We start from the raw sequence: 25,217 nt of genomic DNA, 5'->3' as shown, positions 1-25,217 counted from the left end.
ACCCGCGCCATCACGCTGCAGCCCAGCGCCAAATAGGCCTCCCGGGCCATCTTCCGGAGGGCATCGGCGACGGACGCCGGCAGCGCCGCCGGGATAACCAGTCCCGCCTTGGCGCCTTTGAGATATTTGGTGTCATAGGCGTAAAATTCGTCGTTGGCGAGGATCTCACCGCAAACGCTGACCTCAGGTGAATCATTGCCCAAGACGGCGGTTTCGATTTCCCGCCCGCTTATCCCCTGTTCCACCAACACTTTGGCATCATAACGGAAAGCCAGCGTCAGCGCGGCCTCAAAGCCGGCGCGGTCGGTCACCTTGCTCACGCCGACGGAAGATCCTTGGCTGGCGGGTTTAATGAACAGCGGCAGCCCCAGCCGGCCGATAATAGCGTCGACATCCGGCACGGCACTGCCCGAACGCAGCAGCGTTACCGACGGCGTCACCGGCACCCCCGCGTCGCGCAAGACGCGCTTGGTCATGTCCTTGTCCATACACACCGCCGAGCCCAGCACGTCCGGCCCGGCGTAAGGAATATTCAGCACCCGCAGCAGACCCTGCACCGACCCGTCCTCACCGCCGGCGCCGTGCAACACCGAGAAAGCGACATCTATCGACGGCAACGGCTGGCCATTGGCGGCATCAATCAGTTGCGCACCCGACTGACCGGGCACCACCGCCAGGTAACACCGCGCCGGCGCCAGGCGGATGGCGGCGGGATCGTCAGCATTAAGCAGATAGTCCTGCTCGTCGCATAGAGTCCAGCGTCCGTGTTTATCCACCCCGATGAGCGTCAAATCGTATTTTTGCCGGTCGATGGCGCGAATGACGTTCATCGATGAGCGCAACGACACTTCATGCTCGGTGGACTGGCCGCCGAACAGCACCGCGACCCGTTGTTTGCCGCTTTCCCGTGGTTCCATTACATCCTCATTAATGACTAAAACACTTATTAAACGCCCACAGAGTATGCGTCAAGGGCGGGTGTGTAAAGCCCCGGCATGGGCTGATACCCGAAGACGGTGATTATAGCGGCGAAACGGACGAAAAAATGAGGAGCGGATACGAACGCCGCGTGAGAAACGCGCACGGTGTGACGGGGGACACGGGTCAGCGCGGCCGGTGAAAACGGCCGCTTGCTCCTGACAGACCTTGCCCTTCAGCGGCGCACGTTGACCGGCGCGGAGGGACACGCACGCCGGACGTCAACTTATTGGCGAGAAGCCGGCCTCACATCATCTCTCGGCTGACGGCGCTGTTTTGGCTGACCAAACTTGGAGATGATATTAAACAGCTCTCCCAGAAGGTAAATAAGACCCAGGATAATCGCCATGACGACAGGCACCATTAAAATGACAATGGCCAGGCTTTCTATTAGTTCAAGCATTATTACCTCATAGCGTAGAGTTGGCGCATAATGGCTATCTTCCTTGCCTTTATTCCAGTTTCTGGCTGCAGCGATTAGGCCTTTTATGTTATCGCGACCGGCATTATTTGCCGCTTCCCGTTGGATAAGCGAAAATTTTCCTTTTAACGCCACGAGGTTTCCTCATGCAGGCAGAGATTCTGTTAACATTGAAACTCCGGCAGCACTTGTTTGCCGACCCGCGCCGCATTGAACTGCTTAAGCAGATCCGCGCCACCGGCTCCATCATGCAGGGGGCAAAACTGGCGGGCGTCAGCTACAAAAGCGCCTGGGATGCGATCAATGCCATGAACACGCTTGCGGAACAGACGCTGGTGGAGCGAGCGACCGGCGGCAAAGGCGGCGGCACCACCACCCTGACCCGTTATGCTGAAAGGCTGTTGCAGCTTTATGACCTGCTGGGCCAGATCCAGCAAAAAGCCTTCGATGTCTTGCAAGACGATACGCTGCCGTTAGACAGCCTGCTGGCGGCAATCTCGCGTTTCTCGCTACAAACCAGCGCCCGCAATCAGTTTTTTGGCACCATCGTCAGCCGCAATCGCCGGCCGGTGCAGCAGCAGGTAACGGTCGAACTGGCCGACGGCCACAGTCAATTGAACGTCGCGCTAACCGAAAATAGCTCCGAACGCCTGCAGCTTGAGATAGGCAAAGAAGTGCTGGTATTAATCAAGGCGCCCTGGATCTCCCTTGCCGCGACCGGCACGCCCGCGCCGCAGGCGGATAATGTGCTGCACGGTACCCTCACTCATCTGGAGCGCGGCGACGAAAACGACGAAGCGCTCATCGCCCTGCCCGGCGGCCAACAACTGTGCGCCACGGTACCAACGGCGGTAACCGATAAGCAAAAGTTATCGCCGCCCCAGCCCATAGCAGCCTATTTTAATTCTGACCAAGTGATCATCGCCACGCTGTGCTAAAGGCGGACGCCCACCATTGACATCCCCGCGCAAATTTTCCATGCTGAACTCACCGTTGCACTTAAAGGAACAATCAATGACTTCATTGCAAATTTCGCAAGGTTCATTTCGCCTCAATGATACCCGTGCGCTTACGCTTGATGACGTCCATATCCACACCGGAGAGAGCTTGTCCTTTGTTGGCGCCAACGGTAGCGGCAAATCCGCTCTGGCGCGCGCTGGCCGGCGAACTGACTTTATTGACCGGCGGGCGACACACGGATTATCGGCGCATAGCCCGCCTGTCGCTGGAACAGGTGCAGCGCTTGGTAGAAGAAGAGTGGCAGCGGGCCAATACCGACTTGCTCAGTCCCGGCGAGGACGACACCGGCAGCACTGCGGCAGAAATTATCCAGCAGCAGGACGCTGACGATGAACGGTGTCAACAGTTGGCGAGTCAGTTCGGCATCCGCCCTTTGCTGACGCGACGCTTCAAATACCTCTCCACCGGTGAATCCCGCAAGGTGCTGCTGTGTCAGGCGTTGATGGCGCGCCAGGATTTACTGATCCTGGACGAGCAGTTCGATGGCCTGGACGTCACCTCGCGTCAACAGTTAAGCGAACGATTAGCCGGGCTGGCGGGCAGCGCCTGCACGCTGGTGTTGATCCTCAACCGGTTTGAAGATATTCCGAATTATATCGATCGGGTGGGTATTTTGGTGGATTGTGCCCTGACCCGCACCGGCTCCCGCCAGAGCCTGCTGGCGGAGGCGCTGGTGGCACAATTGGCCCATTTGGAATCCCTGCAGGATCTGACGCTGCCGGAAGCCGACCCGCCGCAGCAGGCCTCGCTGCCGGCGGGCGAGCCGCTTATTACCTTGCGCGACGGCGTGGTGTCTTACCAGGACCAACCTATTTTGCATCATCTGAATTGGCAGGTCGTACCGGGCCAGCACTGGCAGATCGTCGGCCCGAACGGCGCCGGCAAATCCACCCTGCTCAGTTTGGTCACCGGCGATCATCCGCAGGGTTACAGCAATGATCTTACCCTTTTCGGACGTCGGCGCGGCAGCGGCGAAACCATTTGGGATATCAAACGGCATATCGGCTATGTCAGCAGCAGCCTGCATTTGGACTACCGCGTCAGCGCCAGCCCGCGCAGCGTTATTTTGTCGGGTTTTTTTGATTCTATCGGCGTGTATCAGGCGGCCTCGGAGCGCCAGCAGCAGTTGACCCGCCAGTGGCTGCGGTTACTCGGGCTCGACAGTCAGGCCGACGACGCGTTTCACGGCCTCTCCTGGGGGCAGCAACGTCCGACGTTAATTGCCCGCGCGCTGGTCAAACATCCGGCGTTGCTTATCCTTGATGAGCCGCTGCAGGGATTGGATCCGCTCAACCGCCAATTGGTGCGGCGCTGGATTGATGTCTTGATTGGACAGGGCAGCACGCAATTGCTGTTCGTCTCCCATCATGCCGAAGATGCGCCGGAATGTATTACCCACCGGCTGACCTTCGTCCCCGACGCCGATCGCTACCGGTATCAAGTGGAAACGCTCAACGCCTGAGGCGGCGGCTCCCCGGCGGGCAGGTTCACCGCCCTCGCCGGTTGTCGCTCGCGTCATGGCGCCATCGCACGGCGCCCCCCGCTCAGCTCCGGCGCAAAGGCTCTAACGATTCTGGTCAACGTCTTAACCTGATGTAAGCCTTACCTAGTCCGCGATGTAATCGCTACCACGCTTAATCCCTATCCCCGCAGCCCGCAGCGGCAGGCCTGCGCCGAGGGACGCAGAGGCACTGGCGCACGCGCCTATTCCTGCGCTACTATGAATGTAATCTATTTCATAAATCGCGGTATGATCACTCTTTCTGTGACGTGCTCATGCTACGGTAATGCAGTAAAAACGGAGGGAGTTGAACTATGTCAATCCTGGTTACAGGTGGTAGCGGTTACATCGGCAGTCACACCTGTTTACAGCTCATCGCTGCAGGCATAACACCGGTCATTATCGACAATTTATCGAATAGCAAGCGATCCGTCATGTCGGCTATTGCTCAGCTGAGCGGCCACACGCCGGCGTTTTATCAGGGCGACATACGCGATCAACGGTTGCTGGCGCAAATCTTCGCCGAGCACGATATTGATGCCGTGATCCATTTCGCCGGTCTGAAGGCGGTAGGGGAATCGGTCAGCCAGCCGATAGACTATTATGACAATAACGTTTACGGCACCCTCGCGCTGGTGGAAGCCATGCGGGAAGCCGGTATCTTTAATCTGATTTTCAGTTCCTCGGCCACCGTCTACGGTGATCAGCCGGTGGTCCCTTACGACGAAAGTCTGCCCACCGGCCGCCCTGCCAGCCCCTACGGCCGCAGCAAATTGATGGTGGAAGAGATTTTGCAGGATCTGCAACATGCCGATCCCCGCTGGAGCGTCAGTCTGCTGCGCTATTTTAATCCGGTCGGCGCCCATCACTCGGGCGAGATGGGTGAAGATCCCCAAGGCCCGCCAAATAACCTGATGCCATTTATTGCCCAGGTCGCGGTGGGACGTCGCCCGTCGCTGGCCATTTTTGGCAATGATTTTCCAACGCCGGACGGCACCGGCGGGCGCGACTATATTCATGTGTTGGATCTGGCCGACGGCCATCTTGCGGCGCTGACCACCTTACGCGACCGACCCGGCGTGCATATTTATAATCTGGGCACAGGCAAAGGCCATAGCGTGCTCGACGTGGTAGCGGCGTTCAGCCAGGCTTGCGGCAAGCCTTTAGCGTACCATTTCGCCCCCAGCCGCGATGGCGATCTGGCCGCCTATTGGGCTGCGCCGGAAAAGGCCGCGCGGGAATTGCACTGGCGGGTCAGCCGGACGCTGGACGACATGGTCAGCGACACCTGGCACTGGCAATCCCGGCACCCAAACGGCTATCCGGATTAAGGAGACAGCATGCAGCCATTTAACCCCGCCGATCACCCGCACCGGCGTTACAACCCCTTAACCGGCCAATGGATCTTGGTTTCGCCTCACCGGGCAAAGCGCCCCTGGCAAGGGCAGCAGGAAGAAACGCCCTCGGTGCAAACGCTACCGGCCCATGATCCGGACTGTTATCTTTGTCCGAGTAATACCCGTATCACCGGTGATCGCAACCCAGATTACCTTACCACGCACGTGTTTACCAATGATTTCGCCGCGCTAATGCCGGATACGCCTGACGCACCGGCCAGCGACGATCCGCTGTTTCGTCGCCAAAGCGCCCGCGGCACCAGCCGGGTTATCTGTTTCTCGCCGGATCACAGTAAAACCCTGCCCGAACTGTCGCTGCCGGCGCTGGAAGCGGTGGTCAATACCTGGCGCGAGCAAAGCGCGGAGCTGGGCAAAACCTATCCCTGGGTGCAAGTATTCGAGAACAAAGGCGCCGCCATGGGCTGTTCCAACCCCCATCCCCATGGCCAGATCTGGGCCAACAGTTTCCTGCCGAATGAAGCCGAACGCGAAGACCGTTTGCAGCGGGAATACTACCGGCAGCAGGGTTCATCGATGTTGGTGGACTATGCCGCCCGCGAGGCTGGCGGACGGCGCGCGTACCGTGGTTGATACGCGCCACTGGCTGGCGGTGGTCCCCTACTGGTCCGCCTGGCCGTTTGAAACGCTGCTGCTGCCCAAACGTCCCATCCAGCGCTTGCCCGAACTCGACGTTGAAACCAGCGCCGATCTGGCGCTAGCGCTGAAAAATCTCACCAGCCGCTACGACAACTTGTTTCAATGCTCTTTCCCTTACTCTATGGGTTGGCACGGCGCCCCGTTTACCCATGACGACCCCGCCCATTGGCAATTGCACGCGCATTTTTATCCGCTGCTGCTGCGCTCCGCCACGGTGCGCAAATTTATGGTGGGCTATGAAATGCTGGCGGAAACCCAGCGCGACCTGACCGCGGAACAAGCCGCCGAACGCCTGCGGGCGGTCAGCGAGGATCATTTTCGGCAATCTGGAGCCCCATTATGAGCTTACAAATCACCACTGAAACCGTTTTTCGCGACGCCTTTGGCTATGACGCCACCCTGACGGTTAAAGCACCCGGCCTGGTCAATCTGATTGGCGAACATACCGATTACAACGACGGGTTTGTGCTGCCCTGCGCCATTGATTACGAGACGGTGATAAGTTGCGCCCGCCGCGACGATGGCAAAATTCGGGTTATTGCCGTGGACTATGGACCGCCAGCACGATATTTTTTATCTGGATGAGTCAATTTTATCCCATGCCGATCAGCAATGGTCCAATTATGTGCGTGGAGTGGTGAAACATTTACAGCGCCGGGACGCAAGTTTTGGCGGCGCCGACCTGGTTATCAGCGGCAACGTTCCCCAAGGGGCGGGCCTGAGTTCGTCTGCCGCGCTGGAAGTGGCGGTGGGCAAAGCGTTGCAATCACTCTATCACCTGTCGGTGGATAATGTGGCGCTGGCGCTTAATGGTCAGGAAGCGGAGAATCAGTTCGTCGGCTGTAATTGCGGCATTATGGATCAGCTGATTTCGGCGCTGGGCAAAGACAACCACGCCCTGTTAATCGACTGTCGCACGCTGGGCACCCGCGCGGTACCGATGCCGGACAATATCGCGGTAGTTATCGTCAACTCCAACGTCAAACGCGGCCTGGTGGACAGCGAATACAACGCCCGCCGCGAACAATGTGAAACCGGCGCGCGCTTCTTCGCGGTGGAAAAACTGCGCGACGTGGCGCTGGAACAATTTGAGGCGGTGGCCCGGGAGCTTGACAGTACGGTTGCCAAGCGGGTGCGCCATGTATTAAGCGAAAACGCGCGCACGCTGGCGGCAGCCGATGCGCTAGCGGCCGGGGATCCTGGCGCTAATGGGCCGTTTGATGGCACAATCTCACGCCTCGATGCGCGATGATTTTGAAATAACCGTGCCGGCTATCGATACCCTGGTCACGATTATTAAGGAGGAAATCGGCGAGACGGGCGGCGTGCGGATGACCGGCGGTGGATTCGGCGGCTGCGTCGTGGCGCTGGTCCCTTCCGACCGCGTGGAAGACGTTAGAGCGGCAGTGGCAAAACACTACGAGCAACAAACCGGATTGAAAGCAACAGTTTATGTCTGTCACGCCAGCGAAGGAGCAGGGGTATGCTGAAAGAGTATGAATCAGGCCAGGCGCCCGATGGTCAGCCGTTCCGGCTGGTCACACTCGGCAATGATCAGGGGTTTCAGGTCACTCTGATGGACTGGGGCGCCACCTGGCTCTCCTGTCAGGTCCCGCTGCAGGCGGGAGGAACGCGGGAGGTTCTGCTGGGCTGCCCGACGCCAATGGATTATCTGCGCCAAAACGCCTATCTCGGCGCCACCGTTGGCCGCTACGCCAACCGCATTCGACTGGCGACGCTGAACCACGACGGCCAGCGCTTTGCGCTTGCCGCCAATCAGGGCGAGCATCAGCTGCACGGCGGTCCGGAGGGTTTTCACAACCGGCGCTGGCAGCAGGTAGAGCACGACCAGAACTCGGTGCTATACCGACTGCATTCCGCCGATGGCGATCAGGGCTATCCCGGCAATCTGGTGGCGGACGTGCGTTATACCGTCACCGACGATAATGCGTTGCAAATCGATTATCACGCCACGGTGGATAAACCCTGCCCGGTTAACATCACCAATCACGGCTATTTTCATCTCGACGGCGCCAACAGCGCCTGCAGATCATGGCCAATGACTATCTGCCGGTGGACAGTGAGGGGATCCCCTGCGCCGATCCGACCGATGTCGGCAATACCGGTATGGATTTCCGCCAGCCGAAAACTATCGCCGCCGACTTCCTGCGCGATCGCGACCAGCAACGCATGAAGGGTTACGATCACGGCTATCTGCTGTATCCGAGCCTCTCCAGCGCGGAAGATCCCGCAGCACGCCTCTGGTCCGCCGACGGCAAGGTGCAAATGGAGATGTATACCACCGCGCCGGCGATACAATTTTACACCGGCAACTTTCTCGCCGGCACGTCAGGGCGGGGAGTATCTCAACTACAGTGGACTGGCGCTGGAAAGTGAGTTCCTGCCGGACAGCCCGAACCATCCGGAATGGCCTCAGCCCGCCTGCTGGCTCCAGCCGTCAGGATCCTACGATTCGCAAACCCGTTACCGGTTCCAGGCATTGTAAACGGTTAACCGATGAGATTTATTGCCGCTGTTGGCATACTGGCGGTTGCCGCCTGATATAAGCAGGCCATATAATGCGGGGAGTTATCATGAAATCTTAGGACTTTGAGGAGTCGCGTAATGGCTGTAACTAAACTGGTTCTGATACGTCACGGCGAAAGCCAGTGGAACAATGAAAACCGTTTCACCGGCTGGACCGATGTTGACCTGTCTGACAAGGGCCGCACCGAAGCGAAGCAAGCGGGCCAGGTACTGAAGGCGGAAGGCTATATCTTTGATTTCGCCTACACCTCGGTACTGAAGCGCGCTATTCATACCCTATGGGGCGTCCTGGACGAACTGGACCAGGCCTGGCTGCCGGTGGAAAAATCCTGGCGTTTGAATGAGCGTTATTACGGTGCGCTGCAAGGGCTTAATAAAGCCGAGACGGCGGAAAAATACGGTGACGATCAGGTGAAACAATGGCGTCGCGGTTTCGCGATTACGCCGCCGGAACTGACCCGTGATGACGAGCGTTTCCCGGGCCATGATGCCCGCTATGCTAACCTCACCGCCGCCGAACTGCCGACGACCGAGAGCTTGGCGTTAACCATTGATCGCGTGATCCCTTACTGGAACGAAACAATCCTGCCGCGCATGAAGAGCGGTGAACGGATCATTATCGCCGCCCACGGTAACTCTATTCGTGCCATGGTGAAATTCCTCGATAATCTGAGCGAAGAAGAGATCCTGGAACTGAATATTCCGACCGGCGTACCGCTGGTGTATGAATTTGATGACAATATGAAGCCGATTAAGCACTACTACCTCGGCAATGCTGACGAGATCGCCGCCAAAGCCGCCGCGGTTGCCAATCAGGGTAAAGCGAAATAACCGACGCGCCCCTCAGGGCGCTGAAACGCCGCCGCGCCGACGCTATCCTGCACCCAGGGGCGCCGGTGCGTTTTTTATTTTTGCCGACGCGCGCGCACCGCTTGCGCCAGTTGAGTCAGCAAGCGTTCGGTATCATCCCAACCGATGCAGGCGTCCGTCACGCTCTGGCCATACACCAGCGCGCCAGACTCGGCGGCCTGATTTCCCTCCACCAGATGGCTTTCCACCATGACACCGATAATACTGGTTTCACCCGCCGCCAGCTGCTGGCAGACATCCTCCGCCACCGTCATTTGCTTTTTGAACTGCTTACTGCTGTTAGCATGGCTGCAATCGATCATCACCTGCGCCGGCAGCCCGTCCTTGGTCAGCCCTTCTTTCACGGCCTGCACGTGATGAGCGCTGTAGTTGGGCACGCGGCCGCCGCGCAAAATGATATGGCAATCGGCGTTGCCGCTGGTGTTGACGATAGCGGAATGGCCCCACTTGGTCACCGATAAGAAGCAGTGCGGCGCACCGGCGGCGTTGATGGCGTCAATAGCAACTTTGATGGTACCGTCGGTGCCGTTTTTGAATCCCACCGGGCAGGAAAGACCGGAAGCCAGCTCGCGGTGAACCTGAGATTCAGTCGTGCGGGCGCCGATAGCCACCCAACTCATCAAATCAGCCAGATATTGCGGGGTGATCATATCGAGGAACTCGCCCGCCGCGGGCAGACCGCTGTCGTTAATCGTCAGCAATAAACGACGCGCGATACGCAGCCCATCGTTAATGTGGAAACTGCCGTCCATTTGGGGATCATTGATAAGCCCCTTCCAGCCGACGGTGGTGCGCGGCTTTTCAAAATAGACTCTCATCACCACTTCCAGCTCGCCGCTCAGGCTGTCGCGCAGTTTGCACAGGCGCCCGGCATACTCCAGCGCGGCCTCGGGGTCGTGAATCGAGCACGGACCCACCACCACCAGCAGACGATCATCATTACCTTTGAGGATCTTGTGTATCGCCGAGAGTGCGGCGGAAACGGTGCTGGCTGCGCGGTCCGTCGCCGGATATTTTTCCAATAATGCTACCGGCGGCAGCAATTCGTTAATCTCGGTAATGCGTAAATCATCATTTAGGTAATTCATGTGAAATCTGCTTAGCTCCCGGCACGACATGTTTAAAAAAAGGCGATCCAATCTATCCCTTGTGGCCCAGACTGTAAATCCATAAAGCGTTATTAAAAGCTATTAAATTTGATATTGGCTAATTCTTTACTATGCTTAATTTATGATAAGCCAAAGATAACCGGCACTTAACTCCGGTCAGCGCCGGATTTCATTTTTTCGTAATGGGATGCTTTTGGTCTCGATATTCTCTCTCCAGCGGGCTTTCCGCCTGCGGAGCTTTACCAAAAACGGGTTAAGAGGAAAAACTATGCAGACGAACATCAGTAAAAAATGGCAATGCTTTTTCTTACCACGGCAATGACGCTGGGTAGTGGTGCAGCCTTAGCAGCACCCGGCACGGGTTCTAACGCGGGCGGTACCGATAACGGTGTGACCGAACTGCAAAAAAATGCCCCCAACAGCGTAGATAATAAGGATATCAATAACAGCAGCACGAACACCAATACCACTGGCACCACGACCGGTACCGATGCCGGGGGTCTGAATAAAGCCGAGCAACATAAAAATACCATGTGTAAAGACGGTCGCTGCCCGGACGTCAATAAGAAAGTTGAAACCGGTACCACCGGCACCGGAGCGCCGGAAGGCACCAAAACCGATGGCACCACGCAGTAAAGCTCATCCGGTAACTCACACAGGTCCATGGCCCGGCCTTTCTCTGGCAAGCACAAATCAGGCTTAGGCCTGATTTTTTTGTCCCATCCTGCCGGCCCCTGCGCTATCAGGCAGCCCGGATGCCGCTGGCGGCAGGCGGCATGCGCGCAACCGTCAAACAACGAAGCCACGGCCGAGAGTTAAAGGGCAATAGCATAGGTAAACTGATAGAGCAGCACGGCCAATAACCGATATACTCTATTGGCTACCCGGGCCGCGCCAGACCCAGACAACGCGGCCAGCGGCCATTTCGCGACAGACAGGAATCCGTATGTCGGCAGATCCTATGCATTCACACGCCTCGGCAACGCGGGCGCACCACGGGCATGATCACCCCTCGTCGCCTGAGGCGGATACGGGCGCCCATCAACGCCTGCTGGCGGTGTTTATCGTCACCGCGCTGTTCATAATCGGCGGCTAGCTATCCGGGTCGCTGGCGTTACTGGCGGATGCCGGGCATATGCTTACCGATACCGCCGCACTGCTGATGGCCTTGCTGGCGGTGCGGTTCGCCGCGCGACGGCCGAACAGCCGCCACACTTTCGGCTATTTGCGCCTGACCACGCTGGCGGCGTTTCTCAACGCTCTGGCGCTGCTGTTTATCACGGTGATGATTGTTTGGGAAGCCGCGCATCGTTTTCTTGCCCCGCAGCCCATCGCCGGTTGGACCATGATGTCTATTGCCGTGGCCGGGCTGGTGGCGAATATCGTCTCGTTCTGGCTGCTGCACGGCGGCGGCGGCGAAAAAAATATCAACCTGCGCGCTGCGGCGCTGCATGTGCTGGGAGATTTACTCGGCTCGGTGGGCGCCATTATCGCCGCGCTGGTGATCCTCTACACGGGCTGGCTACCGATTGACCCGTTGCTGTCGATTTTGGTTTCCTGCCTGGTACTGCGCAGCGGCTGGCGGCGGCTGCGCGAAAGCCTGAATGAGTTACTCGAAGGCACCCCATTGCAGTTTGATATTGAGAAACTCAAGCGCGAGATGACGCGCAATATTCCTGAAGTGCGCAATATCCATCATGTTCATCTTTAGCAGGTCGGCGAGCGGCCACTGATGACACTGCACGTGCAGGTGATCCCGCCGCATTACCACGATGGTCTGCTGCATCGCATTCAAGACTATTTGCTAGAGCATTACCAGATCGGGCACGCTACCATCCAAATGGAATACCAGCACTGTGAGGAAGATCATTGCGCCATTCACCAGGGCGCGGTGAACCTGCACGCCCATCACCATCATTAACACTGCCGCCCCTCAAACGTTGACACCCCGGGCGGCTGCGCACAGTCCGAGTGCCATAAACCCGCCGCTCGTTCGCGCAGCCGGCGCGTCCGGTGGCCCAACGCCTTCAGCGGCCCGGCGCGTTTAGCGACCCGGCGCCTTCGATGGCCCGGCGCCTTCGGTGACCCGGCGCCTTCGATGACCCGACGCGTTCGGCGGCCCGACGCCTTCGGTGACCCGGCGCCTTCGGCGGCCTTAAACGGAGACAAAGTGGCTCGACAGGGCGCCGTTGACGAAACGATGAATCATCAGAGCCGGAGGATCGGCCGCGGGGGGAGTACGGTCGCCTGTCCCAACCACAACGGGTTGGCGGGGCAAATGGAACCGCAGAGAAAGGCGGGAATACCTGCCAGCGTGCCTGCCGCCGGCCGGTGCGCATGGCCCATCGCCAGCGCGAGCGGACGTCGTGGATGCTGGCGCAACAGCGCGGCCAGCGCCGTTGCACCATCGCACATCGTTTGATCCAACGGCGCAATGCCTATTGGGAAGACAGGGTGATGCAAAAACACTATCGACGCCGCGGGGCCGGCAGCGGACAACGCGCTTTGTAGCCACGGCAGATGCACCTCCACCTGACCAGCAGCGCGCCACGGTACGGTAGTGTCAAGACCGATAACACGCAATTCGTTGATATCCACCCTAAAATGCAGCGCTCCACGCCCCCCATCGGTCCAGTAAGGCGCGTCAAACGCGGTGCGCATGGCCGCCGTGTTATCGGCATTACCCGGCAGAATAAAGGCAGGGTAAGGCCGACTTGCCAGCCGGGCCGCTATCGCCGGATAGCCCTCAATTTCGTCGTTATCAATCAAATCACCGGAGAGGACGAGCGCGTCTGGCGCCAGGCTATCCAGCCATGCCAAGGCACGGTCCAACCGTGACAGATTATCATTAGCGGCCGCCGCATGAATGTCCGAGATTTGAGCGATAATCACGTCTTGCTCCCATTGTCGTCACCTGCCGCGGCGTTGACGCCACGCCTTGGCCTTAACGGCGCTTGAGGTCGGCCGCGAATGACAGCATGCGATCTAACGGCACCAGCGCCCGCTGACGCACCGCTTCATCAACCTGTATCTCATGCTCCACCCCGCCCCGTTCCAGCCCGGCAGCGATAGCCTTAAGGCCGTTCATCGCCATCCACGGGCAATGGGCGCAGCTGCGGCAAGTGGCGCCCTCCCCGGCGGTCGGTGCTTCCAACAGGGTTTTTTCCGGGCACGCCTGCTGCATTTTGTAAAAAATACCGCGATCGGTGGCGACAATCATCTGCTGCTGCTCGAGCGATTTGGCCGCCTGGATCAGCTGGCTGGTGGAACCGACCGCATCGGCCAGAGAGACTACCGCATGCGGCGATTCGGGATGCACCAACACCGCGGCGTCAGGATAGAGTCTTTTCATGCGGCGCAGGGCCTGGGTCTTAAATTCATCATGCACAATACAGGCACTCTGCCAGCACAGCATATCCGCGCCGGTCTGTTTTTGCACATAGCGGCCAAGGTGACGATCCGGCGCCCAGATGATTTTCTCTCCCAGACTGTCGAGATGATCGATAAGTTCCACCGCGATACTTGAGGTCACCACCCAATCGGCGCGCGCTTTGACCGCCGCGGAGGTATTAGCATAGACCACCACCGTCCGATCGGGGTGAGCGTCGCAAAACGCGCTGAACTCCGCCTCCGGGCAGCCTAAATCAAGCGAGCATTCCGCGTGCAGCGTCGGCATCAGCACGGTTTTTTCCGGGCTAAGAATTTTGGCGGTTTCGCCCATGAAACGCACGCCTGCCACCAGCAGCGTGGTGGCAAGATGACTGCTGCCGAAACGCGCCATCTCCAGCGAATCCGCCACACAGCCGCCGGTGGCTTCCGCCAGCGCCTGTATCTCAGGATCGGTATAATAATGGGCTACAATGACCGCGTTGCGCGCCTTAATCAGACGCGCAATGTTGGCGCGCAGATCGGCCTTCTCCCCCTCTGTCAGCGCCGCAGGTTTGGGCGGGAAGGGGTAAATGGCGGCAAAATCGTCTACAAGTTCACTCATCACTGCTCTCGGGCAATGCGCTATCGCCGCACCCGACTGTGAAGGCACAGTCGCCGGCCAGCGAAGGCTAGGTTTGGTATGCTAAACAAAATACGGAATTTTTCGCGCATTGTCGCGCCTAATTTGTGCGTTTTGACGAAAAAATGTTTAGTGGGTAACACAGAATACGAATAAATCTTTTATTTGAGGCGCCTGACGCGAGCAATCGCCATTAATGGACATGATAGCCCACCCGTGAGGAAAATTTTGCCGGTCAAAATCACTACACCCTAGGTGCGAAAGAGGAGTGAAACGTCAATGTTTGACGATGTCATAAAGAAGATTCGCTTGGAGCCGTTGGCTTCAGGCAGTAATGAGCAGATTGCCGATATATGGGGGATAGCCGTTAGCCGATAGCCGATAGCCGATAGCCGATAGCCGATAGCCGATAGCCGATAGGAGTAAAAGCGGGAACGGGCAAAGAAGTCAAGCGGCGGAAGATGGTGGGTCGTGCAGGGCTCGAACCTGCGACCAATTGATTAAAAGATAGTTGGTATGTTTTTAAGTTATTGAAAATACTGGCATAATCTGCATTCACAAATGGCAAAAGTGGCAAGTTGTGACACTCTAATGACACTATTGTGGCACTCCAGTGACGTCACTAATCTGGCACTATGAGAAATCAGCAAGCAGCTAGCTTGCTGATTTCTCATAGGCTAATTTTTAAATAAAATAGTAGCTTATTAATTTTTATAGCATCATCCCTTATCCGTTTCAACATCCAATAAATTTCAGCAAGAACTCCCAGAAACTATCTTGATTAGCTAACCAATTATCAAACTCACCTTGTATATTTATCCAGTTTTCTGGGCGTAGTGGGATGATCTTACATCCGAGTCCTCGCCCGTTTTTCTTGTCTGCTTTTGTGCTTCCTCTCCATCGGCTCCACAGTGTGTGAGAACCGGAGCTATTTGACCGGCTGATGGTGAGATTTCATCTGTCATTAACCACATGGTGTATTTAGAAAATACTGGATGTTTTGTGTACTTCAGTAAAGCGTTTCCACCAGGTTCAAATAATCCGCTTTCATACTTAGAAAGAGTACTTCTAGGCAATCCAATAAGTTCGCATAACTGATTTTGACTCAACCCCTCAGCTATACGCATCGCTTTAATTTTATCACTTAACTTCATTTGACTTGCTCCTAATTAGGTACTATTATATGATCCTATATAGGATATTTTGTGTGATGCCGCCAAACACGACCAAAACCTGGTAAATCGCGGCAAATGCATCCAGTGTTAAGCATACCAGAAATTGGGTTTTTAAGCGGTTAGAAGCGGCATGAAGCGGTTGGAAAGGATTAATTAGGGGGCGAAGTGAGCAACGACGACTACGAGATCAGATATCCGATAAACGCAGTGAACATAAAAAAATTTGCTGAATTGCTCGGTAAAACGCCTAGTGCAGTCAATGACATGGTTGAAAACCAAAAGTTACCCGTCATTAACTTGCGCGATCCAAACAAACCCAACGCTAGAGTTGGCGAAAGGTGGATATACCTGCCTGAATTCAACCGCATGGTACGAGAAGCCTACTTTAACCGTCCCGCAGAAGAACGTGATGCTTGGCTTAAATGGATTGGGTTGTGAACCAAGCAAAAATTTGAATAAAAGTCCATAGCCAGCGTTTCCCGCGGAACTGCTCTTTAACAATACGGTATCAGCAAAAAAGTCTGTGAAACGGATGGCAGGGAAGTTGCGCATGTAATTTGCTGATAGCTGAGCATGAAGTTTATGTGAAGCGAAGTTTAGCCTACTTTCGTAGGGACTTTCCGAACGGGGTATGCCGATACAGGTGTACACAAACACTGAATAACCAATAGGTGGATTTGTAGTAAGTACGTTTCGTGCTTAGCATAAATCTTTTTATGGATGAGATATTCATCAATGAATGCTCGCCAACGTTGCCGTGAACGGCGTCAAATGCATTATCGCGACCAATCTCGAATACGCACAATAAGATTAAGTTTACTAAGAAAACGCTCAACCGAAGAAATCATTAATAACATATGGCGTGAACCCGCCGAACATCACACACAAGAACACGATGTCGTAAATCTCCTTGCGTCATTTAAAAATCAAGTAGACAGATACCCTACTGACAGCATCAATAATCGATTCCTACCCAAAGCTTATCTCTATACGGTCAAGAACCGCTATCGCCGAAGAAGGAAGCCACATGAACATTCAAACTGAAAATGAAATTCTTCGAGCGCTAAAAAATTAACGATTGAAGAAGCGGAATTCTGTCATCCGGGCGGGGAATATTTATACGAAAGTTTAAACAACGCTTATCTTGCTCAAAAACTCTCCGATGCAGATAAGGGCGATGAATACGACGCATGGTTACTGGCACTCGAAACTACCGACGGATTCGATGAAGTCTTGTACGATGTAACCCAAAAAGTCGAACAAATTTTGTATTTGATGCGATGCCGTGATACTTACTACGAGGTGTCCGCTTAATGACTGAAAAAACGCATTATAGAAAGGCGTTCGATTCCCCTTATTTGAGCAGCGCTGATATTGTTGAGCCGATAGTATTAACTATCTCTCATGTTGTGCTTGAATCAGATAAAACCAAGAAAACTCAAGACAGGTTCAATACAGCTTATTTCAAAGATAAACAGATTAGACCAAACGAAAAACTTAAGCCAATGATTCTTAATGCAACCAATAGCAAGGTCATTAAAAAAATATCAGGCTCGTCATTTATCGAAGACTGGCAGAATTTAACCGTGATAATTGAGGTTGAGCATGTCGAGTTTGGACGTGAATATGTCGAAAGATTAAGAGTCTATCCTGCCATTACTCAGAAAAAAACACTAACACCCACTCAGGTTGAAATGTGGGAAAAGGCCAAACAGAGCTACGTCAATAATGGGTCGCTCGATAAAGTATTAGCGCATGTTGAGATGTCGCAGGAAGACCAAGAACGCCTTAAGAAGGAGTGCGTTAATGCGATGGCATGACGTGCAGCAAAATACAGAAGCGTGGGATGAGCTTCGTTTAGGAAAGGTGACAGCATAGCAATTTAACTGTTTTATGGCCAACCAGTGAAAAGCTTTCGGCGAACCAGCCAAGCGATATGCGTTACAGATTGCCCTGGAAATTATTACAGGGAAAAATCAGAATTTAGTTTTACTAATGACCACATGTTACGCGGACACGAGCAGGAGCCAATAGCCAGAAGGCTATATGAAGAAACAAACTTTGTTGATGTAACCAATGGCGGATTTTTTGATTGCTGTAATTATGGCGATAGTCCAGACGGATTAGTTGGAAATGATGGTGTTATTGAAATTAAATCCGTTACCGCTGCTGTGCATTTTGAAACATTGAAACGTAGAACGTTTTACCCGGTGTATAAATGGCAACTCATAGGCCATCTTGATTGCACGGGAAGGTATTGGGTCGATTTTGTCAGCTATTGCAGCGACTTTCCTGAGCATCGGCTATTAATCTCTCATAGATTGTATCGCAAAGATTACAAAGAAGAGATTAATCAACTTAGAGCAAGAAGAAAAGCGTTTCTTCATCTGGTTGTCACTACCTGTGATGTTATAGAAAAAAGTTGATTGAAATCATCAATCATAAGCGAGACAACATAATGACAATAAACACTGTGATATTTTCCGGCAATCTTGGCGGTGACTGTACGACACGCAGCACTACAAACGGCAAGCTGATTGCCACATTCTCCTTACCTGTCAAGCAAGGATACGGCGAGCATGAGAAAACCTCTTGGGTGCAGTGTCGAATGTTTGGTGCCAAAGCTGAAAAGTTACCCATTTATCTGACACGAGGAACCAAGGTTACTGTTATCGGGCGATTTTTACTCGAAAGTTGGACGGGCAAAGATGGTACAGAAAAAACAAGCGCTGTTGTTCTAGTTAAAGAGATTGATTTTTCCAGCAAGACTGACAACAAACCTCAGCAGAATAAACCGTTAGCAAGTCAATCTGGAAATGTAACGTTAGACCCATTTTATGACACCGATATCCCCTTTTGATGGAAATAGTTTAGAAAAATTTCATGATTGCCGTAGCGATGCCGATGATAGCAGCCATCATACCCGCCATTTTTATGAGTAACCAAGTTGATATACTTTCAACATCTTTACGAAGTAAAGCAATTTGAGCGGCTGTATCTTTACGGGAATCGACGATTTGCGCTTCAACTTTTTCAAAGCGATGTTCAATATCCTTACGAACATTGGCAATCTCAGCGGATAAATCTTTGCGGACATCGTCAATTTTGATGTTGGTTTTCTCGAACTGAGCCGCTGTATCTTTCCGAACATCAGCAATGTTGCGGTTCACTTCGGCGATATCCGCCTTGGTTGCTACATCTGCCACTTCGTGTGACTTGCGAACAGCGATAGAAATTGCTCTGGCCTGATTTTTCGGCAACCCTGCGTTTTCTAGTGTTTCGACGAATTCTTGAGTATCAAATGCAACTTGACCCATTAGGGAATCTCCTGTTTTTTCTTTAGTTTAAACCCTTTTAGGGTCAACAAGCAAAATTTTACCCCGTCAACACTTTTCAAAAAAATTCATTTAACAATGAAGAAATTATTATGACTAAATTAATTGTAATTGAAAATACCGTCGTCCGTCAGGACGCATTCGGGCGTTACAGTTTGAATGATTTACATCGTGCGGCAGTGGTGCAAGGTAAAGCGACAGATTCTCAGCGTCCTTCAAAATTTATGCGTTCTGATGGTATTGCCGCATTTGTACAATCTTTGAGCGAAGCCCAAAAAAGGGCTTCGGTTAACGTCATTAAAGGTGGCCTAGAATCTGGTACTTGGGCAGACGAACTTGTTGCTATTCGCTATGCTGCATGGATTGAAACTACCTTTGAAGTTCAAGTATATGAACAATTTCGTAATTCAGTAAAAGACAGCAACGGCGTACTGGTTGAAAAAGTTCAAGCTGGATTGGCAATGCTCGCTTTTTACAAGCAGGAGCTACGTATGATCTTGCCCCGCCATCTCCGTACAGCTTTTGTATCTTAAGTTAACGAAGCCCGCTGCCGCCGGTATTCTCTCGGAGAGTGATATCCCAGCGCGCTGTGCGGATGGTTTTCATTGTAATGCGTGAACGCTGCTGCAAGGTTTCGCAGGGCTGTTCTCGCATCCGGTTTTGGCATGAACGCGATATAGTCTTCCTTCATCGTCTTCACGAACCGTTCGGCCATGCCATTTCTCTGCGGGCTGCTCACCGCTGTTGTGCAGGGCTCCAGATCCAGTTCTCTGGCGAACCTCTGCGTTTCATGCACGGTATACGCTGAACCGTTGTCCGTCAACCACTGCACCGCTGTATCGGGTAACCTGTCGCCGAAGCGCTTTTCTACCGACATCAGCATCACATCCTGCACGGTCGAACTGTCGTAGCCTCCAGTGCTCGCAGCCCAGTCTATGGCCTCTCTGTCGCAGCAGTCCAGTGCGAACGTGACCCGCAGTTTTTCACCGTTGTCGCAGCCGAACTCGAAGCCATCTGAACACCAGCGAATATCGCTTTCTGCCACCGCGATCCTGCACTTATGCTCACGCCTCGGCCGCTCTGGTTTTCAATGTAATAACAGCAGGTTATGCTCACACATGATCCTGTAAAGTCGTTTCGCATTTACCGGCGGCAGTCCCTCTGCGCGACGTTGTTTACACAGGATGCCCCACACCCGCCGATAGCCGTAGCTGGGCATATCGCTGGTGATGTCGAGGATGTCCGACAGTATTTCAGCGTCTGCTTCGTCATTACGCCGGTTACAGCGCCTGTCCTGCCAGTCGGCAGAACGCTTAATCCGCAGTGACAGCGGCGCACGCGACACGCTCATGGCGCGGCTGACCTGTGCTATTCCCCGGCCTTTGGCAACAAGGGCGCGTGCGCTATCCATTTTCGTGACTGGCCGTACTCCACGGCTTCTTTTAGGATCTCAACCTCCATCGTCTTCTTACCCAGAAGGCGCTGGAGCTCCCGGACCTGCTTCAATGCAGCTGCAAGCTCAGAGGCAGGAACAACGTCCTCCCCGGCGGTGAGGCTTCCTTCCTGATATTGCTTTTTCCACTTAAACAGCAGGCTGGGCTGGATACCGTGCAGTCGTGCGAGATGGGAGACATTCATGCCGGGCTCCATCCTCTGCTGAATAATGGCCATTTTTTCCTGAGGAGTTTTACGTTTACGGACTTCTTGACCTAACAGGATCCCGGTCATATCAAGATTGGCGTTAGTGTTAGACATATATTCAAGCCTATCTCTTATCTGGAGATACAGCTACTGTCTGGTGTTTCAGGGGGATAAATCAAGCAGGAGCTACGTATAGCATCTTCTGCCATGTTGGGAGCAATGAAAAAACCCCAATCGTCGCTCGGCATGCCAGATATTCTACCAGCCTATGCTATAGACGCGCCAGCAAGCAGTGTAACCGGCTCAAGTGAAGTCACACATTCGCTTACTGAGCTTTTGATGCTGCACGGCAAACCCTATACAGCCCAATCTGGCTATCGGCGGCTACAATTGCTCGGACTCGCTGAACGTAAATCGCGCCCTAGCAGCAAGCATCCTGATAAAGAAAAACTATTCTGGTCGCTAACGGAGAAAGGTTTGCAGTTCGGTAAGAATCTGACCGATCCGAATAACCCGCGCCAGACGCAGCCACACTTCTACGATAGCCTGTTTCCTAGGCTCTTAAGCGTCATGATGAACGGAATTGCGGCATAAACTCATGTACGCATTGACGAAAGAGCAAAACGTGAGCTATATTGTACCCAGCACCTTAACAAAACGGGTGCCGGGTTTAGCATCCCGAGTGCTAGAGCGGGCATACGCCGCTATAAGCAGTTTTTTTGTGTCCGTTAAACCAACGTTGCGCCCCTAAATTATGGTGGGACGTAGCGGGGGAGCCGAAAGGCTCGCCGGGTTCTCTAGTGCCGGTGTGCTAACCCTGTTACGTCTCGCCACCCCCGTTTAGCATCGGGATGCGAGGTTTGAAAGAACCTACTAGAGAGGCCTCCACTATGGTTGCTACCACCCAAACTCGCCCTGAGTTCATTGATACTTACTGGATTATCCCAGAATACTCCACTACCCCCCTTACGGCAAAGTATCGTTTACACGCCAAGATCGCCGTACCTTCAACTCCATGTTCAAAGATAGCAGCCTCATCTGGGCTGGTCGTCAACCTGTACGTACTGGTATGGGGGTAAATTAACATGAGAATTGTTGATATCTCCAGTGCTCAGCAGGAAAAAATAAAACTATAAATCACTCTCGAAAGTCATAACCGACTTATCAGAGCAAGAGAAGTCGCCGCTAACATCTATAAGTATCTTGAAGCTGGAGAAGCTGAATTTAAGCCTATTCCGTGGCTCCCTGAAATTCTGGATTATCTGTGCAAAGACATTGATGTCATTTTGCATGAAATCGATAAATGGGAATTAAAAAATAGCTTATCAAACGCCTATTTATTTAAAGAAAATAATTTACAGGAGCCACGTCATGACTAACGTTACCTATGCTGACTTTGAAGCTCAGAAAGAAGAAAATAAAATTAATGTTATTGAGCTAGAAGAAGGATACACCAGAATCGCCAATGGACTTCTTGAGGTGATTCTGACCGCGGGTTTAACACAACACCAACTTTTGGTTGTTATGGCAATTATCAGAAAAACCTATGGCTATAACAAAAAAATAGACTGGGTAAATAATTGGCAGATATCGTAATTAACAGGACTCTTTCCGCATAAATGCTCAGCCGCTAAAAGTGCATTACTTAAAAGAAAAATCCTTGTCTCATCAGGACGGTTTGTAGGAATAAATCAATGCCTGAGTGAATGGAAAGATAAGACTTGTTTGAATGAAATGTTACATGGATCAGGTAATCAACCGAACGATTACCCAAATGAGGTACAGTTATCCAAATTAAGTCATGACAAATTACCTAAATCAGGTAATAACATAAAACCTTACCCGAATCAGGTAAGTTTACCTCAATCGGGTAACAACAACATACCCAAATCAGGTAAAGCAAGTTTACCCGAATTAGGTAAGAAAACGACATACCCAAATCAAGTAAAATTACCCGAATCGGGAAAAAGAGTTTACCCGAATCAGGTAAACACAAAAGACAAACTACAAAAGACAATATATTAAAACAAAATAAACCCCCTATAGTCCCTCTTGCGGCAAAATCAAAATCGTTTGACCTAAGCTCGGTAGAACTTCCTGATTGGCTACCAAAACCAACCTGGGATTCTTGGGTGCAGTACCGCAAGGAAATCAATAAACCGATTAAATCGCAGCAGACGGTGATTCAGGCTATAAATCTGCTAGGCAAGTGCCGAGACAACGGACATCAGCCGGAAGAAATTATCAACGCCAGTATTGCCAACGGTTGGCAAGGACTCTTCGCGCCTAATCAACCCGGAAGAACTCAGCAGACGAAACCCCGCTCTGTCGCAGATAGCTTTGCTGACAAGGACTATGGGGAACCGCAGCTACCTGATTGGGCGAGGGAGTGTCTATCGAGGGAGGGTCTATGAACTACAGCGCAGAAATTACTACCGTGCGTCAAAAACTGGCAGACCTGAATGCGCCACCCAAGCCACTAGAGCACACGGTTTACGAGGATAAGGAGGCCATCTGTGACAGGCACGGCTTATTCAAACAACGTTGCCGCAGGATGGCACTTCACGGCAAAGGAATTGAAACAAGAAGCGAATGCCCTGTTTGCCTAACCGAAAAATTAACCCAGTTGGAGCACGCCGAAGCAGAGCAGGAAAAACACCGCAAGCGCAGCAAAATTAAAATGCTCATGGATAACCTGAACCTGCCGGAACGCTTTGCCGATGTTACCTTGGATAATTACGAACGAGTGAACACCGATGCGGCACGTTGTTTAAAACTTTGTAACGACTATGCCACCCATTGGCCTGAACGTCTTAAGCGGGGTGGCGGCTTGGTGATGTGTGGCAAGCCCGGGACAGGCAAGAATCATCTGGCACTGTCAATTGCGAAAAACGTTATCAACGAACATCAAAGTTCAGCGCTATTCACGACAGTTTTGCGAATTGCCAGCGAATTTAAATCAACCTGGAGCAAAAGCGCAGAATGTTCAGAAGCTGACGTTATCAAGCGCTATACGCAACCTGACTTGCTCATCATCGACGAGGTAGGCGTTCAGTTTGGTAGTGAGGCGGAAAAAATGATTTTATTCGAGGTTATCAACACGCGCTACGAGAGCATGAAGCCGACGATAATCATCAGCAATCTGGCATTGAACGAACTGGCGGGATTTATCGGAGAGCGCGTTATCGACCGGATGAACGACGGTGGCGGTTGCACACTGACGTTCACGTGGAACAGTTACCGTTCACGCATGGCTGCATAAACTCAGACATCAGCCAGAAATCAATTTTAACCACGCTAAAACGCCCGTAGAGGCGTTTTCATTCTCTACAATGCCCAGCCCCCCTACCACCTCATCGATAAAAGCGCTCATAGTGGCGTAAGTGTGGGATTTGTTAAATTTTCAAGAGTAGTAAAATAATATGCTCAAAAAAAGCTGGTTTCGACATGAAGCCATTAGCACACAACAAGCCAATAGGCTGGTTCAGCAATACACGGAGAAGGGCTATCATGTTGAGAAAACACTTAACACTGATCCCCTGCTTTGGGATGTGGCGGTCAAACTGGAAGAAAGCCGAAATAAACAACCTACACCACGCTTTATGATTAACAAAGTCTGGGACTCTCCATTATACAAAAATCCTACAGTGGTTTAAATATGCTAATCAGAAATACACCAAAGTCGTTCAAAGACAGGTGGCGAACGCCTATTGACATTTTTAAAACACTGGATGCCGAATTTGGTTTTAAGCTAGATGCTGCCGCCGATGAAAGCAACGCGCTATGCAAAACGTTTTTAACTGAACAACAAGACGCACTGACATGTGATTGGAATAGTGAAGGGGCCATTTTCTGCAATCCACCATACAGCAAGATTATGCCTTGGGTTAATAAAGCCTCTGAACAATACAGAAAGCAGAATCAAACGATAGTGATGTTACTCCCTTCCGATACGTCTACAGCATGGTTTTATGAGGCATTAAAAACATCTGATAAAGTGCGTTTTATCACTGAGGGTCGCCTGTTATTTATCTCCGCTGAAACAGGCAAAAGAGGAAAGGCAGGCAACAGCAAAGGAAGCGTGTTATTCATCTGGCGACCGTGGAGAAGACTTGGGTGCAGGATGACGTATGTACAAAGAAAAGAATTATTAAAAAGAGCGTGAATCGTGATAATCGAACTCCCATTCCCGCCCAGCGTTAATATTTATTGGCGACGTAACTCAAAACGAACTTACCTCAGTGATAAAGCAAAAGAATTCAAAGCAACAACCGCAAAAATTGTCAACGAAATGCGCCAGAAATCCGGTCTTCAAAAATTTGAAGGTGAGGTCTCTGTATCGATGCGGCTATATCTACCCAACAAGATAAAGCGTGATGTGGACAATTATTCCAAAGGTGTACTTGATTCTTTAACTGGGGCGGATATTTGGCACGATGATAGACAAGTTCGCGTGATGACCGTTGAGAAGATGGATAACAACGGTGGTGTAAAAGGCGTCAAGTGTATCGTCATTATTGATGAATATTGTTAACCATTGACATCCTACCAAACTAA

General features: G+C 52.6%; 22 protein-coding genes and 7 pseudogenes. 21 read left to right on the top strand and 8 right to left on the bottom strand.

The annotated features are described in order from the left end of the window. Positions 1 to 917 (bottom strand): D-alanine--D-alanine ligase family protein (locus JZM24_RS13125; protein WP_215669936.1); only part of this gene is annotated, 917 nt, incomplete at its 3' end. A 287-nt stretch (positions 918 to 1,204) separates the two neighbouring features. Next, positions 1,205 to 1,381: an AcrZ family multidrug efflux pump-associated protein gene (locus JZM24_RS13120; protein ID WP_215670170.1), complete on the bottom strand. Its 177-nt coding sequence runs from the start codon at positions 1,379 to 1,381 to the stop codon at positions 1,205 to 1,207. 164 nt (positions 1,382 to 1,545) lie between these two features. Between JZM24_RS13120 and modE the strand changes: the two genes are divergently transcribed. From modE to gpmA, 7 genes and pseudogenes are all read left to right on the top strand, one after another. Then, a complete protein-coding gene (gene modE / locus JZM24_RS13115; protein ID WP_215669935.1) occupies positions 1,546 to 2,337 on the top strand; it encodes a molybdenum-dependent transcriptional regulator in 792 nt (263 codons plus the stop codon). A gap of 76 nt (positions 2,338 to 2,413) precedes the next feature. Further along, positions 2,414 to 3,881, top strand: a pseudogene (modF, locus tag JZM24_RS13110) (molybdate ABC transporter ATP-binding protein ModF). A 353-nt stretch (positions 3,882 to 4,234) separates the two neighbouring features. Continuing rightward, complete coding sequence (gene galE, locus JZM24_RS13105) at positions 4,235 to 5,251, top strand: UDP-glucose 4-epimerase GalE (protein ID WP_215669934.1); 1,017 nt, start codon at positions 4,235 to 4,237, stop codon at positions 5,249 to 5,251. A gap of 9 nt (positions 5,252 to 5,260) precedes the next feature. Then, positions 5,261 to 6,317, top strand: a pseudogene (gene galT, locus JZM24_RS13100) (galactose-1-phosphate uridylyltransferase). Then, a pseudogene (galK, locus tag JZM24_RS13095) lies at positions 6,314 to 7,464 on the top strand (galactokinase). Before galT ends, galK begins: the two co-directional pseudogenes overlap by 4 nt. Continuing rightward, positions 7,458 to 8,480: pseudogene (gene galM / locus JZM24_RS13090) on the top strand (galactose-1-epimerase). The pseudogenes galK and galM overlap by 7 nt, the downstream one beginning before the upstream one ends. A 119-nt stretch (positions 8,481 to 8,599) precedes the next feature. Further along, positions 8,600 to 9,352 (top strand): 2,3-diphosphoglycerate-dependent phosphoglycerate mutase, encoded by a 753-nt coding sequence (gene gpmA, locus JZM24_RS13085; RefSeq protein ID WP_215669933.1) that lies wholly within the window; start codon positions 8,600 to 8,602, stop codon positions 9,350 to 9,352. Positions 9,353 to 9,426: 74 nt separating this feature from the next. Here gpmA and aroG read toward each other — a convergent pair whose 3' ends face one another. Beyond that, positions 9,427 to 10,479, bottom strand: coding sequence for a 3-deoxy-7-phosphoheptulonate synthase AroG (gene aroG / locus JZM24_RS13080; protein ID WP_215669932.1), 1,053 nt, complete (start codon positions 10,477 to 10,479; stop codon positions 9,427 to 9,429). A gap of 312 nt (positions 10,480 to 10,791) precedes the next feature. Between aroG and JZM24_RS13075 the strand changes: the two genes are divergently transcribed. Together JZM24_RS13075 and zitB are read left to right on the top strand one after the other, a co-directional pair. Then, positions 10,792 to 11,136, top strand: a complete 345-nt coding sequence (locus JZM24_RS13075; RefSeq protein WP_215669931.1) for a YbgS-like family protein — start codon at positions 10,792 to 10,794, stop codon at positions 11,134 to 11,136. A gap of 325 nt (positions 11,137 to 11,461) precedes the next feature. Continuing rightward, positions 11,462 to 12,421: pseudogene (zitB, locus tag JZM24_RS13070) on the top strand (CDF family zinc transporter ZitB). A gap of 287 nt (positions 12,422 to 12,708) precedes the next feature. Here zitB and JZM24_RS13065 read toward each other — a convergent pair. The 3 genes from JZM24_RS13065 to JZM24_RS13055 all read right to left on the bottom strand — a co-directional run bounded on the left by JZM24_RS13065 (position 12,709) and on the right by JZM24_RS13055 (position 15,663). After that, complete coding sequence (locus JZM24_RS13065) at positions 12,709 to 13,392, bottom strand: metallophosphoesterase (protein ID WP_312884985.1); 684 nt, start codon at positions 13,390 to 13,392, stop codon at positions 12,709 to 12,711. Between the two features lie 52 nt (positions 13,393 to 13,444). Next, positions 13,445 to 14,491: a quinolinate synthase NadA gene (nadA, locus tag JZM24_RS13060; protein WP_215669930.1), complete on the bottom strand. Its 1,047-nt coding sequence runs from the start codon at positions 14,489 to 14,491 to the stop codon at positions 13,445 to 13,447. Between the two features lie 833 nt (positions 14,492 to 15,324). Beyond that, a complete protein-coding gene (locus JZM24_RS13055; protein WP_215669399.1) occupies positions 15,325 to 15,663 on the bottom strand; it encodes a helix-turn-helix domain-containing protein in 339 nt (112 codons plus the stop codon). 186 nt (positions 15,664 to 15,849) lie between these two features. Between JZM24_RS13055 and JZM24_RS13050 the strand changes: the two genes are divergently transcribed. From JZM24_RS13050 to JZM24_RS13030, 4 genes are all read left to right on the top strand, one after another. After that, positions 15,850 to 16,122 carry a Cox family DNA-binding protein gene (locus tag JZM24_RS13050; protein ID WP_215669400.1) on the top strand — a complete coding sequence of 91 codons (273 nt, stop codon included), beginning with the start codon at positions 15,850 to 15,852 and terminating at the stop codon, positions 16,120 to 16,122. An 875-nt stretch (positions 16,123 to 16,997) separates the two neighbouring features. Beyond that, the gene (locus tag JZM24_RS19770; protein WP_376775520.1) at positions 16,998 to 17,504 is read left to right on the top strand and encodes a hypothetical protein; all 507 of its coding nucleotides are present in this window, start codon (positions 16,998 to 17,000) and stop codon (positions 17,502 to 17,504) included. Positions 17,505 to 17,588: 84 nt separating this feature from the next. Beyond that, the gene (locus tag JZM24_RS13035) at positions 17,589 to 18,110 is read left to right on the top strand and encodes a YqaJ viral recombinase family protein (RefSeq protein ID WP_215669929.1); all 522 of its coding nucleotides are present in this window, start codon (positions 17,589 to 17,591) and stop codon (positions 18,108 to 18,110) included. Beyond that, on the top strand, positions 18,107 to 18,544 hold the full coding sequence (locus JZM24_RS13030; RefSeq protein WP_215669404.1) for a single-stranded DNA-binding protein: 438 nt from the start codon (positions 18,107 to 18,109) through the stop codon (positions 18,542 to 18,544). Before JZM24_RS13035 ends, JZM24_RS13030 begins: the two co-directional genes overlap by 4 nt. A gap of 10 nt (positions 18,545 to 18,554) precedes the next feature. Here JZM24_RS13030 and JZM24_RS13025 read toward each other — a convergent pair whose 3' ends face one another. Next, complete coding sequence (locus tag JZM24_RS13025; protein ID WP_215669405.1) at positions 18,555 to 19,001, bottom strand: hypothetical protein; 447 nt, start codon at positions 18,999 to 19,001, stop codon at positions 18,555 to 18,557. Positions 19,002 to 19,111: 110 nt separating this feature from the next. Between JZM24_RS13025 and JZM24_RS13020 the strand changes: the two genes are divergently transcribed. Continuing rightward, complete coding sequence (locus tag JZM24_RS13020) at positions 19,112 to 19,552, top strand: KilA-N domain-containing protein (protein ID WP_246579954.1); 441 nt, start codon at positions 19,112 to 19,114, stop codon at positions 19,550 to 19,552. On the opposite strand, the pseudogene JZM24_RS13015 reads toward JZM24_RS13020, so the two are convergent. Then, a pseudogene (locus JZM24_RS13015) lies at positions 19,549 to 20,747 on the bottom strand (IS3 family transposase). The gene JZM24_RS13020 and the pseudogene JZM24_RS13015 overlap by 4 nt on opposite strands. A gap of 132 nt (positions 20,748 to 20,879) precedes the next feature. Between JZM24_RS13015 and JZM24_RS13010 the strand changes: the two are divergent. The 7 genes and pseudogenes from JZM24_RS13010 (at position 20,880) to JZM24_RS12985 (ending at position 25,194) form a co-directional block, all read left to right on the top strand. After that, positions 20,880 to 21,254: a hypothetical protein gene (locus JZM24_RS13010; protein ID WP_246579953.1), complete on the top strand. Its 375-nt coding sequence runs from the start codon at positions 20,880 to 20,882 to the stop codon at positions 21,252 to 21,254. 777 nt (positions 21,255 to 22,031) lie between these two features. Then, positions 22,032 to 22,370, top strand: a pseudogene (locus tag JZM24_RS20000) (replication protein); the annotation flags it as partial. A gap of 15 nt (positions 22,371 to 22,385) precedes the next feature. Beyond that, on the top strand, positions 22,386 to 22,685 hold the full coding sequence (locus tag JZM24_RS19995; RefSeq protein WP_215669927.1) for a hypothetical protein: 300 nt from the start codon (positions 22,386 to 22,388) through the stop codon (positions 22,683 to 22,685). Between the two features lie 107 nt (positions 22,686 to 22,792). Further along, positions 22,793 to 23,074, top strand: a complete 282-nt coding sequence (locus tag JZM24_RS20080; protein WP_512699065.1) for a phage replication initiator YdaU family protein — start codon at positions 22,793 to 22,795, stop codon at positions 23,072 to 23,074. Next, positions 23,071 to 23,922 carry an ATP-binding protein gene (locus tag JZM24_RS12995; protein WP_215669926.1) on the top strand — a complete coding sequence of 284 codons (852 nt, stop codon included), beginning with the start codon at positions 23,071 to 23,073 and terminating at the stop codon, positions 23,920 to 23,922. Before JZM24_RS20080 ends, JZM24_RS12995 begins: the two co-directional genes overlap by 4 nt. A gap of 396 nt (positions 23,923 to 24,318) precedes the next feature. Beyond that, the gene (locus JZM24_RS12990; RefSeq protein WP_215669925.1) at positions 24,319 to 24,825 is read left to right on the top strand and encodes a phage N-6-adenine-methyltransferase; all 507 of its coding nucleotides are present in this window, start codon (positions 24,319 to 24,321) and stop codon (positions 24,823 to 24,825) included. A 3-nt stretch (positions 24,826 to 24,828) separates the two neighbouring features. Next, on the top strand, positions 24,829 to 25,194 hold the full coding sequence (locus tag JZM24_RS12985) for a RusA family crossover junction endodeoxyribonuclease (RefSeq protein ID WP_215669924.1): 366 nt from the start codon (positions 24,829 to 24,831) through the stop codon (positions 25,192 to 25,194). Positions 25,195 to 25,217 lie beyond the last annotated feature (23 nt).

The organism is Candidatus Sodalis endolongispinus, from assembly GCF_018777395.1.
Classification (GTDB): domain Bacteria; phylum Pseudomonadota; class Gammaproteobacteria; order Enterobacterales; family Enterobacteriaceae; genus Sodalis_B; species Sodalis_B endolongispinus.
The sequence above is the reverse complement of the archived record's forward strand: the minus strand, read 5'-3'. Positions and strand labels throughout refer to the sequence as shown.

Coding starts and splice junctions, on each gene's coding strand:
- JZM24_RS13010 (WP_246579953.1), top strand. CDS start 20,880: ATGAAAAAACCCCAATCGTCGCTCGGCATGCCAGATATTCTACCAGCC.
- JZM24_RS13020 (WP_246579954.1), top strand. CDS start 19,112: ATGACTAAATTAATTGTAATTGAAAATACCGTCGTCCGTCAGGACGCA.
- nadA (WP_215669930.1), bottom strand. CDS start 14,491: ATGAGTGAACTTGTAGACGATTTTGCCGCCATTTACCCCTTCCCGCCC.
- galE (WP_215669934.1), top strand. CDS start 4,235: ATGTCAATCCTGGTTACAGGTGGTAGCGGTTACATCGGCAGTCACACC.
- JZM24_RS13075 (WP_215669931.1), top strand. CDS start 10,792: ATGGCAATGCTTTTTCTTACCACGGCAATGACGCTGGGTAGTGGTGCA.
- JZM24_RS13025 (WP_215669405.1), bottom strand. CDS start 19,001: ATGGGTCAAGTTGCATTTGATACTCAAGAATTCGTCGAAACACTAGAA.
- JZM24_RS13055 (WP_215669399.1), bottom strand. CDS start 15,663: ATGAAGTTAAGTGATAAAATTAAAGCGATGCGTATAGCTGAGGGGTTG.
- modE (WP_215669935.1), top strand. CDS start 1,546: ATGCAGGCAGAGATTCTGTTAACATTGAAACTCCGGCAGCACTTGTTT.
- gpmA (WP_215669933.1), top strand. CDS start 8,600: ATGGCTGTAACTAAACTGGTTCTGATACGTCACGGCGAAAGCCAGTGG.
- JZM24_RS12990 (WP_215669925.1), top strand. CDS start 24,319: ATGCTAATCAGAAATACACCAAAGTCGTTCAAAGACAGGTGGCGAACG.
- JZM24_RS19770 (WP_376775520.1), top strand. CDS start 16,998: ATGACTGAAAAAACGCATTATAGAAAGGCGTTCGATTCCCCTTATTTG.
- JZM24_RS12995 (WP_215669926.1), top strand. CDS start 23,071: ATGAACTACAGCGCAGAAATTACTACCGTGCGTCAAAAACTGGCAGAC.
- JZM24_RS13120 (WP_215670170.1), bottom strand. CDS start 1,381: ATGCTTGAACTAATAGAAAGCCTGGCCATTGTCATTTTAATGGTGCCT.
- aroG (WP_215669932.1), bottom strand. CDS start 10,479: ATGAATTACCTAAATGATGATTTACGCATTACCGAGATTAACGAATTG.